The organism is Kocuria rhizosphaericola, assembly GCF_044462205.1.
Classification (GTDB): Bacteria; Actinomycetota; Actinomycetes; order Actinomycetales; family Micrococcaceae; genus Kocuria; species Kocuria rhizosphaericola.
Map to the genome: position 1 here is coordinate 26,034 of NZ_JBISWK010000113.1, position 10,421 is coordinate 36,454.

At 70.3% G+C, this 10,421-nt stretch carries 10 protein-coding genes; 5 read left to right on the top strand and 5 right to left on the bottom strand.

Annotation, left to right across the window (positions count from 1 at the left end):
• Positions 1–273: 273 nt before the first annotated feature.
• From ACH9D2_RS11415 to ACH9D2_RS11425, 3 genes are all read right to left on the bottom strand, one after another.
• Entirely contained in the window at positions 274–1,467 is a 1,194-nt protein-coding gene (locus ACH9D2_RS11415; RefSeq protein WP_396362943.1) for a thermonuclease family protein, read from the bottom strand.
• Positions 1,468–1,562: 95 nt separating this feature from the next.
• Complete coding sequence (locus ACH9D2_RS11420; RefSeq protein ID WP_396362944.1) at positions 1,563–2,264, bottom strand: D-alanyl-D-alanine carboxypeptidase family protein; 702 nt, start codon at positions 2,262–2,264, stop codon at positions 1,563–1,565.
• Positions 2,265–2,360: 96 nt separating this feature from the next.
• The gene (locus tag ACH9D2_RS11425) at positions 2,361–3,761 is read right to left on the bottom strand and encodes an IS1096 element passenger TnpR family protein (protein ID WP_396362945.1); all 1,401 of its coding nucleotides are present in this window, start codon (positions 3,759–3,761) and stop codon (positions 2,361–2,363) included.
• Between the two features lie 202 nt (positions 3,762–3,963).
• Here ACH9D2_RS11425 and ACH9D2_RS11430 point away from each other — a divergent pair, with 202 nt between their 5' ends.
• A complete protein-coding gene (locus tag ACH9D2_RS11430; protein ID WP_396362946.1) occupies positions 3,964–4,260 on the top strand; it encodes a hypothetical protein in 297 nt (98 codons plus the stop codon).
• Positions 4,261–4,337: 77 nt separating this feature from the next.
• On the opposite strand, the gene ACH9D2_RS11435 is transcribed toward ACH9D2_RS11430, so the two are convergent.
• Entirely contained in the window at positions 4,338–4,493 is a 156-nt protein-coding gene (locus tag ACH9D2_RS11435) for a hypothetical protein (protein ID WP_396362947.1), read from the bottom strand.
• On the bottom strand, positions 4,490–5,737 hold the full coding sequence (locus ACH9D2_RS11440; protein ID WP_396362948.1) for an FAD-dependent oxidoreductase: 1,248 nt from the start codon (positions 5,735–5,737) through the stop codon (positions 4,490–4,492). The genes ACH9D2_RS11435 and ACH9D2_RS11440 overlap by 4 nt, the downstream gene beginning before the upstream one ends.
• On the opposite strand from ACH9D2_RS11440, the gene ACH9D2_RS11445 reads away from it, so the two are divergent.
• From ACH9D2_RS11445 to ACH9D2_RS11460, 4 genes are all read left to right on the top strand, one after another.
• A complete protein-coding gene (locus ACH9D2_RS11445) occupies positions 5,736–5,948 on the top strand; it encodes a hypothetical protein (RefSeq protein WP_396362949.1) in 213 nt (70 codons plus the stop codon). The genes ACH9D2_RS11440 and ACH9D2_RS11445 overlap by 2 nt on opposite strands.
• A gap of 404 nt (positions 5,949–6,352) precedes the next feature.
• Positions 6,353–7,774: a M20/M25/M40 family metallo-hydrolase gene (locus ACH9D2_RS11450; RefSeq protein WP_396362950.1), complete on the top strand. Its 1,422-nt coding sequence runs from the start codon at positions 6,353–6,355 to the stop codon at positions 7,772–7,774.
• A 52-nt stretch (positions 7,775–7,826) separates the two neighbouring features.
• Positions 7,827–8,099, top strand: a complete 273-nt coding sequence (locus tag ACH9D2_RS11455; protein ID WP_396362951.1) for a hypothetical protein — start codon at positions 7,827–7,829, stop codon at positions 8,097–8,099.
• A 1,030-nt stretch (positions 8,100–9,129) separates the two neighbouring features.
• Positions 9,130–10,362, top strand: coding sequence for an IS256 family transposase (locus ACH9D2_RS11460; protein WP_396362105.1), 1,233 nt, complete (start codon positions 9,130–9,132; stop codon positions 10,360–10,362).
• Positions 10,363–10,421 lie beyond the last annotated feature (59 nt).

Below are 10,421 nucleotides of genomic sequence, written 5' to 3' on the forward strand. Positions count from 1 at the left end.
GCACCCCCGGGCCTCGATTCGGTGAGGCCAGGCACAGACCCGAAGGTGCCGGCGCTTCCCCGGGTGGACGGTGATCTGCAGGTTCGCGGACCGCCCCTGCTGTGGGTGGGCGCTCCCACTGTCAGCCCGCACCGAGGTCGGGCCCGCCCTCAAGACCCCCCACGACCTGCTGCTGGACTCGGCGGACATGGCCGGGGTCCGCTGGACCGCCGGTGCGGATCGGGTGAAGACGGGCAGTCTCCTGGACTCCTGAGCGACCTGGACCTTCCGGGATCAGCAGGGCTTGAAGAACTTCCCGCCCGGCGCGTAGCAACGGGGACCGGTGTAGCCGGGGATGTCCGCGTAGTACCCGGGAGGAGCCTGGTTGACGATGTTGGCCCCCGGGTTCGGGGCGGGCTTCGGCGCGGGAGCAGGGGCGGGAGCCGGAGCAGGCACCGGCTTGGGTGCAGGTGCAGGTGCCGGTGCTGGCGCAGGTACCGGGGCAGGCGCTGGTGCGGGCACGGGCGCCCGGCGTGCGGCGTCGGCCGCCGCTTGCCGTGCCGCCTCCGCCTGCCGGGTCAGCTCGGCCTGCCGGGCGGCCTCCGCCTGCCGTGCCGCGTCAGCCTCCGCCTGGCGGCGCAGGTCCTCGGCCGCCGCGCGCTTGGCGGCTTCGGCCTCCGCCGCGCGGCGCTGCTCCGCGGCGCGCTCCTGGAGGGCGACGACGTCCTTGCGGACCCCGGCGATCCCGCTCTTGAGCGACGGCAGCCCGACCAGGTGGCGCACGTGCGGGTGCACGTCGCCGTCGACCGCGTCCAGGGCCGCCAGGAACGCGACGGCGGCCGCGACCTCACCGGCCGCATCGGCGAGATCCGCCGGCGCGGCGTCGGCGAGCGCGCTCGTCGCCTGGTGCACCTGCGCCGGGACGGTGCAGCCGTGGGCAGGGTCGAGCAGGCCGGCCTGCTGCTGCTCGGCCTCCGCGAAGGCCTCCTCGACGGGCGGCAGGAACCGGTCGTTCGGCGCGATGTAGAGCGGCGTGCCCAGGCCCTGGCGGGCGATCTCGGCGTTGACCAGGGTCCCGTCCTGCAGGAAGACACCGGCCAGGGTGCGGTCGTAGGAGTCGGTGCGCTCCTGGTCGTACTCGAGGCCCACCACGGTGCCGGGGGGCAGGAGCTCCTCCAGCAGCGCGGTCGCCTCCGGGCCGAGGCACTCGACGATCTCGTTCGGGTCCTTGGTCTCCGGGGTGTCGATGTTGAGCAGCCGCACGCGCACCACCTCACCGGCCAGCTCGACGTCGACGGTGTCACCGTCGATCACCCGCTCCACCACGGCGCGCTCGCCGCGCAGCTCCGGGGCGGCGGACGCCTCGGTCGAGGAGGCGCGCGACGACGACGTCGTGTCGCTGGAGGCTGCCGTCCCACCGCAGCCGGTGAGGAGCAGGAGGACGAGCGCGGAGGCGCCCAGACGGAGGGAAGCGGGGGGAGGCGTCACGGGGGTCCTGTCAGGGAAGCGTCAGTTCCCCTCCAGCCTATGGATGCAGATGCAATCACCGGGGAGGCTGTTGTCCCCAGTTCGGAGGCGCGGGCTCAGTACAGGTAGTCCGGGGCCGGAGCGAGCCCGAAAAACTCTTCCATGGTGTCGATGTCGGGCGTACCCGTCTCACCGGCTCCTGCGCGGATCTGCGTCGCCAGGTCGACCCCGACGTAGCGCAGGTGCCAGGGTTCGTACTTGTAGCCGGTGACGTCCTGTTCGCCCTTGGGATAGCGGATGAGGAACCCGTACTGGTGGGCGTTCTTGGCCACCCAGGCCCCGACCGGGGTGTCCTCGAAGCAGTCCTGCAGCGCGCACACCCCGGAGGCGTTGCCCACGTCCATGGCCAGCCCGGTCTGGTGCTCGCTGTGCCCGGCCCGGGCGGCGATGGTGTCGGCGGTCTCCTGCCCGTACTGCTGCACGTAGCTGTTGTAGAGGCTGGCCTGGTGATCGTAGCTGCGGTACCCGCTGATGGCCACGATGTTCACCCTCTCCGCCTTGGCCGCCTTGACCATCTGCTGGTACGCCTGGGCGGCGTCGGTGCGCAGCTGTTCGGTCTTGATCCGGGTCAGGGGCGCCGGCACGTAGGTGACCGGGTCCAGGGGCCGATGCTTGTTCACCACCACCGTTGGGCTCGTCGCCTCGTCGATCTCGTAGCCCTTCACCATGACGGCCGCTGCCGGCGAGGGCAGCACGAGCCCCGCCATCAGGCTCAGTGCTGCCGCCCCGCCGAGAAGTCCGCCCAGTCTCTGCTTCATGTTCACGCCCCCACGTGTTCGGAAAAGATCAGCGTCAGCCTAGCCCCGGCCACCCTCGAGGCGTGCGATGTGTCACACCACTACGGCACGCGGCGTTCAGGACTGCAGCACCGCCCGGGCGAAGGCGCGTCCTGCCGGAGGAACGGGCGCGTCCGGCCCGAACAGATCGCCGAGGGCGCCTAGCTGGGCGAACACGTCCCAGGTGTCCCGGACCTGGCCGCGCACCATGTCGGGGGTCAGCCCCCACCCGTCGGCGGCTTGCCAGCCCAGGACCTCCAGGCCGAAGGCGATCCGCCACACCGCCTCGTCCCGAGAGCCGGCGTGACCGGTGGCGAGCTCGAGGGCCAGCAGGAGCGCCGCATCGCGCTCGGCGTCGTGCCGGTGCTTGTGGGCCAGGGACCGGGCCACAAAGGACCACAGTTCCGCGGGGTCGTCCCTGAGCTTCCGGACGACCGCGGGCAGCACCAGCCGCCCTCTGAGCTTGCGGACCAGGCCGAGCCGCTGCGCCTGCTCGCGCAGCCGACGGACCGGCTGGGTCCACTCCTCGCGGTTGCCCTTGCCGATCCAGCGCTCGTCCCAGCCGAACTCGTCCATGGCCTCGGCCACCACGGCAGGCGGCAGCCATCCGGCGGCGGTCAGGGCCAGACCGTCTGCCCCGATCCGGCGGATCAACCAGCGGTACGGGGCAGTCAGCCGTGCGGCCACCTCGGGGTCGACCGCCCGTGGAGCGTCCAGACCGGCGGACCGGACGTAGGAGCGGAACTCCGGGCGCAGTCCGGCCGGCACCCGCTCCACGAGCGCGGCGACGAGCGGGGGCGCGTCCGGGGGCGCCGCGGCCGGTCCGTCGTCGTCGGGGACGGGGAAGCGGAGGGCCAGCTCACGGTTGACGGCGTCGACGTCGAGCCGATCGGGGTCGAACGGCTGCCAGGGCCCGACGGTGGCGGCCACCCATTCCGTCAGCTCCTGGTGTCGCTCGTGGCCGGGATCGGCGAGGGCGTCCAGCAGCTCGGCGTATCCCGGGGAGCCGCCGCAGTCCTCCGGAGGCGCCCGCCGTTCACCGCGCTCTACGTGCGCCACCGGCTCGGCGGCGGGGCCGGTGAGCTGCTCGACGAACTCCAGGCGGTGGGTCCAGCCGTCACCGAAGTCGTACTCGTAGAACAGCGGGCTGGTCTCCTCCGTCAGCACCTGGCCGAGGGTCCACTCGGTCTCGGGCAGACCCTCGGGCTCCTCCAGGTCGGCGTCCGTCATCCAGCGCCGCGGCCCCCCAAGGACGCCGTCCCCCCGTCGCGGCCGTTCGTGCGGATCGGTGTCCGTGAACAGGTGCAGGTGGCTGTCGCGCCAGCCCATGGCGATCTGCAATGCCTCGTGCACCTGGTCGAGGGTGAGTGCCGCGTCCAGCTCGAGGAGCCGCCAGACCTCGGGATCGGTGTCCAGCAGGGAGACCTTCAGGCGGATCAGAGGTCGCGTCGGTCGGCGGGCATCCGTGCGTGCTTCCATGGGGCCATCGTGCCACTCCCGCACCGTGCCGGCACCGCTGGACGAGGCCGCCCGGAACGCCTCGAGGCAGGCGCGCCACGACGGCGCCGGTGGGCATCGCGTCCTCACCTGCGGGCCGTCATCTCCCGTATACCCACGACATCCCGGCCGCCCGAACCTAAAATGGTTAACGCCAATGGAACCTTCCAGAGGAGCGTGCGTGATGGCTTTCGTTCAGCTGATCGAATACACCACCTCGAAGCCGGAGGAGGTGGCCGAGGTCTACGCGGAGTGGGAGCAAGCCTCGCAGGGGAACCGCACGGCTCGCCGCGTCCTCACGACAACGGACCGCAACGACCCGAAGCGCTACTGCGAGATCGTCTTCTTCGACTCCTACGAGTCCGCCATGGAGAACTCACAGCTCCCGCAGACCCAGGAGTACGCCAGGAAACTGACCGAACTCATGGACGGGGAGCCCACCTTCCGGGACCTCGACGTCGTGGAGGACCGCGAGCTCTAGGTGGCCCTCGGGAACCACGACCACGGAGGACTCCGGGGCGGCACCGCCGCCCCGGAGTCCTCCGTCTGCGGGGCCGCTCAGGCCACGCTGAAGCCCTCGTACTGCCGGGCCGCCACCTCCTCGCACTTGGCGCGGTAGACACCGACCCCGCCGACGTAGGGCATGAACACCCGGGGCTTGCCGGGCACGTTCGCGCCCAGGTACCAGGAGTTCGCCTGCGGGAAGAGGGTCATGTCCGCGGCGTCTTCTCCGCGAGCGTCGTGCCGTCGGTGCCCGTGATGTCGATGCGCGTCAGGGCCCCGGTCATGGCGTCGAAACCCGTGGCGAAGACGAGGGCGTCGAACTCGTACTCCCGGTCCGCGGTGCTCAGCCCGTGCTCGGTGAGCTTGGAGATGGGAGCGGGACGGACGTCGACCAGGGTGACGTTGTCCCGGTTGAACGTCGCGTAGTAGTCGGTGTCCACGCAGATCCGCTTGGTCCCGACCGGGTGGTCGTGGGGCTTGAGCAGTTCCGCCACCGCGGGGTCGTCGACGATCTCGTCGATGCGCTCGCGGATGTACTGGGCGACGACGTCGTTGGCCTCCTTGCTCACCGCCAGGTCCGAGAAGCACTGGCCGAGACGGAAGCCGCCCAGCGTCCAGTGCTCCTCCATGACCTTGCGCTGTTCCTCGGGAGCCGTCTCCAGCGCCGAGGCGGTGCTGGGTGGGAAGGGCAGCCCGGTCGGGGTCTGGCGGGCCAGCTCCCGTAGGCGCGGGTACTCCGCCTTGATCCGGGCCCACTCCTGCGGGTCCAGCGGCTGGTTGCGGGCCGGGACGCTGAAGTTGGGCGTGCGCTGGAACACCGTCAGGTGCTCCGCGTGCCGGGCGATCTCGGGGATCGACTGGATGCCCGAGGATCCGGTGCCGATGACCGCCACCCGCTTGCCGGAGAAGTCCACGCCCTCGAAGTCCGGCACGCGGCCGGCGGAGAGGCACCCGGTGGCCATGACGCAGTACCGGGCGCTGACCGTCTGCTCGCTGCCGTCGACGGTCGAGCGCGTCGTGACGGTCCACCGGGCGGAGGGCTCGTCGTAGACGGCGGAGACCACCTCGGTGTCCAGCGCGATGTCCCGGCGCAGGTCGAAGCGGTCGGCCACGTGGTTGAGGTAGCGCAGGATCTCGGGCTGGGTGGGGTAGCGCTCGGTCCACTCCCACTCCTGCTCGAGCTCCGGGGAGAAGGAGTAGGAGTAGTAGGGGCTCTCCACGTCGCACCGAGCCCCGGGGTAGCGGTTCCAGTACCACGTGCCGCCCACGCCGTCGCCCTTCTCAACGACCACGGACAGGCCCTGCCCGCGCAGGCGGTGGAGGAGGTAGAGGCCGGAGAAACCGGCGCCGACGACGACGACGTCGAGCTCGCGCACCGGTCTCATCGAGGCCATCCGCGTGCTGCTGGAGGCCGCCGACAGCGACGAGCTGACCGCGATGACGGAACAGGTCATGCTGCGCTCCCTCCGGCGGATCTCGATCTATCCCTCCGGGCACCTCGTGCCGCTGTGGGTCAGGGGGTGGCAGGACGCGGTCCGGCTGCTCCGGGACGGTGCCGGGGAGGCGGCCGTGGCCCGGCTGCGGGACTTCTTCGCGGAGCTGACCACCCGCATGTGGGAGGACCGTCCGCTCGACGCCGTGGTCGGACCGGGGTCCCCGAGCTGAGCCGCAGGCCGGGCCGATGCGCATCCCCGGGCCCGGAGCGGCTCGTTCCGGTCCGCCCGCGCCCGGAGCTCGAGCGGTCCGTGCAGCAACGGCCCCGGGCTGAGAACTCCACCGCCCGTGACGTCATTCGTGACGCACTCCGCGTCGGGCCGGAGAGCACCTGACCCGCCCGTGCCACCTGCGCCACCGCAGGCTCTCCTGCTCCACCCACCGTGTTCTGCCACCGCGTGCTTCGGCCGCTCTGGTCAGTGGGGTCCGAGATCCCTAACCTGGGTGCAGGCCGAGCAACCGGACCCGGGCGAGCGCGGACTGCGCCTGATCGCCACCGGGCGTTCGGCCGCGTCCCACCACCGGCTTCTGTGTGCGACGGTGCCACGGGCACCCCGCGCGGCGAGGAGGCGACCGTGACCGCCGACGACGAGGTGCGCGCCTATCTGGCCGCGCACCTGCCCGCGATGCTGGACGGGCTGAAGGAGTGGGTGCGGATCCCCTCGGTGGCGGCGGTCCCGGAGCGCGAGCACGATCTGCTGCGCTCGGCCCACTGGCTGGCCGGGGCGCTGCGCGACGTCGGCTTCCCCACCACCCGGATCTGGCCCGGCGCCGACGGCCCGGCCGTCCACGCCGCCTGGTGCGAGGCCCCGGGGGCGCCCACGGTGCTGGTCTACAGCCACCACGACGTGCGCGCGGTCAAGGAGGAGAACTGGGACCAGACCTCCCCCTTCGATCCGGTGGCCCGCGACGGGCGGCTCTACGGCCGGGGCTCCTCCGACGCCAAGGGCCAGGTCCTCGCCCACCTGTGGGGTGTCCACGCGCACCTGGCCGCCACCGGGCGTGCGTGCCCGGCCGTGAACCTGAAGTTCCTCGTCGAGGGCGAGGAGGAGGCCGGTTCCCCCGGCCTGGCCCAGCTGATCCAGGAGCACCCGGAGGAGCTGGCCGCCGACGTGGTGATCTTCTCCGACACCCTGCTGTGGCGCGCCGACCACCCGGGGCTGTGCACCGGGGTGCGCGGGATGCTCAGCGCCCATCTGGAGATCTACGGCCCGCTCACCGACATCCACAGCGGGGCGGTGTCCGGGGTCGCCCCCAATCCGGCCGTGGAGATGGCGCGGGTCCTCGCGCAGCTCCACGACGACCAGGGCAGGATCACCCTGCCCGGCTTCTACGACCGCGTCCCGGAGATTCCCGGCGTCCGGCGGGCGGAGCTGGCCGCCCTGCCCTTCGACGACGAGGACTGGCTGGCCCGCACCCACACGCGCAGCATCGGCGGGGAGGCCGGCTACACCGCACTGGAGCGGCTGTGGGAACGTCCTGCCCTGGAGGTGATCGCCCTGATCTCCGGGGACCCCACGGAGGTCTCGAGGGCGGTGATCCCCTCGAAGGCGGCGATGGACCTGAGCATCCGCACCGTGGTCGGGCAGAAGGTGCACGACGTGGCCGACCAGCTGCGCACCTGGGTGGCCGACCGCGTCCGGGACGGCTACGAGTACGACCTGTCCGTGTCGATCGAGACGGCCCAGGAGGCCTACCGCACCCCGGAGCACCCCGTGGTGGAGGCGCTGGCCCGGGCCATGGCCGCCGGCTTCGGGGTGGAGGAGGTGGGGCGGATGGGCAACGCCGGGGGAGGGCCGGCCGACCTGCTCGCCACCGCGCTGGAGGCGCCGGTGGTGTTCTTCGGCACCGGCCTGCTCGAGGACAACTGGCACAACAGCGACGAGAGCGTCCGCACGGACCTGCTGCTGGCCGGGGCCGCCACCCTGGCCCACCTGTGGGACGAGCTGGGCCGGACACAGCCGGGGCTGCCTGCAGGGGCGCCGGCAGGCAGGTGAAGCGGGCGCGTCCACTGTTGCGGACACCTTCTCGGAGGCGCACAGTTCTGGTATGAGAACGACGACGCACCCGTTGTTCGTGGTGGCCGTGGTGATCGCGGCCGTGGCCCAGCTGGTGGCCGGGTACTTCTACATGGCCAGCGGCCTGATGGCCCCGCTGTGGGCCATCGTGCTCCTGGGCGTGTGGTGGCTGGTCCTCACCTACGTCGGGGTGCGGCTGGTGAAGCGCAGGTCCTACCTGCTGCTCCTCGTCCCTGTCGTGGCCGCCGTGACGTGGTTCGGCGTCATGACGTTCGGGGAAGCGGTCCTCGGCTGGACTCCCTGAGGTCCCACGGCCCCGTGGGCTGGTCATCGGCCATGCGCGGGGTGATGACCCGATGAGGAGTCGGCCTCTTGAGACTCAGCCGTGTCAATCAGCACCTAACGCTGTTCCTGGCCGGCGGTCGGGGGCGGATTCCGATGGATCTGGCCACCGAATAGGCCCGGTCAGGTCCGGTCTGAGCCGCGTGGCATTACCTGCAATCGGGGCAGGTTTCGTAGAACTGCAGCGACCTACCGCAGCTCAAGCAGGGAGGTGCAGCACAAGGCCACTCGACGTAGCCAAGGTTGACCTTTTTCCCAAGTTGCGGGGTGGGCATGGGAACCGCGTTTGCCGGCACATCGGAACAGTAGAGGCGGTAGGACGCGAGTCGCTCTTTAGCCGCTATCCATTCCAGCTCGACCTCGTTGTCGATAGGGCCGCGGTTCTGCAGCTGAAGCCAGGCGCTGAAACCGCGGCCGACCATCCCAGACTCTCTCTGCACAACAAGGGCCGTGATCGCCGGCAGGTTGCGAACGTCGCAGTCCTCGAGCACTTTGATGAGCGTGACCCTGATCCACCGGGGGAGCAGGTTCGTGGTGCGTACCTTGGTGAATTCGAACAGATGATCGCGAAGATCCCCGTAGGTGATGTAGCCGCCATATGTCGAGGCAACGAATTCCAGCTTGGAAATTGCCTGCTCGGTCCACAATCTCTGCGCTTCGGGGGGGGNAAAGGGGATCTCCCGGTGCGGTTCCTGCCATGTTCCCGGCAGTTGGCTGGTCATCCTAAGTCCCCTCGCCGATGACGATGTTATTCGCATTCACAAATCTACTCCGAATGCCGGGGGTTCCTATAGATGACGAGTGCACGCACGGGAATGCCGGACCTACGGGCAACGGCACGCTTGCCCTGGCTGCACGAGACGTCGCCAAGGTAGCGTCCCGCGGTTTGGTGTAGTTGTCCGAGCTTGAAGCGTTGCTCCGGTGACGTGAAGAGCCATCGTGCGAAGGTCAGTGAGTACGACCAAGTAACTCACGAGAGGACACTACGCACGATGGCCTTCAACCAGTCTGCCCTGCTTGACCTGCTGGGGGAACTCCAGCTAACCGACGTCTCGGACCGGATCCGCACCGCTACCGAGCGGCTCTACCAAGAACTCGTCGAGGCCGAGGCCACCGCGGTCATCGGCGCCGAACCGTTCCAGCGCAGCGATACCCGCTCTGCCCAGCGCAACGGCTCACGGCCCAAGACAATCACCACCACCGCCGGTGACCTGGCGCTGCGGATCCCGAAGCTACGACAGGGCTCGTTCTTCCCCTCCCTACTCGAGCGCCGCCGGCGGGTGGACCGAGCGCTGTTCGCCGTGGTCATGGAGGCCTACCTGCACGGGGTGTCGACGCGCAAGGTCGACGATCTGGTCAAGGCGCTCGGGGCTGAGACCGGCATCTCGAAGTCCGAGGTCTCACGCATCTGCAGCGAGCTCGACGCTGACATCGCGGTGTTCCGCGACCGGGCCCTGGACGCCACCGGCTACCCGTACGTGTTCCTGGACGCGACCTACTGCAAGGCCAGGGTCGGCGGGCGGGTTCTCTCCCAGGCGCTGGTGCTGGCCATCGGGGTGGCCGCCGACGGGCGGCGGGAGGTACTGGGCTTCGAGGTCGGTGACAGCGAGAACGAGGGGTTCTGGACGATGTTCCTCCGATCGCTGAAGACCCGAGGACTGGGCGGGGTGGCCCTGGTGATCTCCGATGCCCACGCCGGACTCAAGCGCGCCATCGGCACCGTCTTCCAGGGCGCGTGCTGGCAACGGTGCCGGGTGCACTTCATGCGCAACCTGCTGGCCGTGGTGCCCAAGGGCCAGCAGGAGATGGTGGCCTCCTTGGTGCGCACCGTTTTCGCCCAGCCCGACTCCGCCCACGTGGCCACCCAGTTCGCCGAGGTCACCCGGATGCTGGTCCGCTCCCATCCGCCGGCCGCAGCGCTGCTGGAAGACGCCCGCGAGGACGTACTGGCCTTCACTGCCTTCCCCGTCGCCCACTGGCGCAAGGTCTGGTCCACCAACCCGATCGAGCGGGTGAACAAGGAGATCAAGCGCCGTACCGACGTGGCCGGGATCTTCCCCAATTCCGCTGCCCTGTTGCGCCTGGCCGGGGCCGTGCTGATCGAGCAGCACGACGAATGGGAGGCCGGTGACCGGCGCTATCTCTCGCAGGCCTCCATGGCCGAGCTGACCATGATGACCGAGCAGATCCAGGAGGTGGGTGCCCCAGTCATCGACGCCGCTTAGACTACGACCAGCTGACCCGCACGGTGTCGAGAAACTCCACCAATCAGCGGGACGCTACC

Coding starts and splice junctions, on each gene's coding strand:
- ACH9D2_RS11425 (WP_396362945.1), bottom strand. CDS start 3,761: ATGGAAGCACGCACGGATGCCCGCCGACCGACGCGACCTCTGATCCGC.
- ACH9D2_RS11435 (WP_396362947.1), bottom strand. CDS start 4,493: ATGACCCTCTTCCCGCAGGCGAACTCCTGGTACCTGGGCGCGAACGTG.
- ACH9D2_RS11445 (WP_396362949.1), top strand. CDS start 5,736: ATGCTGCGCTCCCTCCGGCGGATCTCGATCTATCCCTCCGGGCACCTC.
- ACH9D2_RS11440 (WP_396362948.1), bottom strand. CDS start 5,737: ATGACCTGTTCCGTCATCGCGGTCAGCTCGTCGCTGTCGGCGGCCTCC.
- ACH9D2_RS11460 (WP_396362105.1), top strand. CDS start 9,130: ATGGCCTTCAACCAGTCTGCCCTGCTTGACCTGCTGGGGGAACTCCAG.
- ACH9D2_RS11430 (WP_396362946.1), top strand. CDS start 3,964: ATGGCTTTCGTTCAGCTGATCGAATACACCACCTCGAAGCCGGAGGAG.
- ACH9D2_RS11420 (WP_396362944.1), bottom strand. CDS start 2,264: ATGAAGCAGAGACTGGGCGGACTTCTCGGCGGGGCGGCAGCACTGAGC.
- ACH9D2_RS11455 (WP_396362951.1), top strand. CDS start 7,827: ATGAGAACGACGACGCACCCGTTGTTCGTGGTGGCCGTGGTGATCGCG.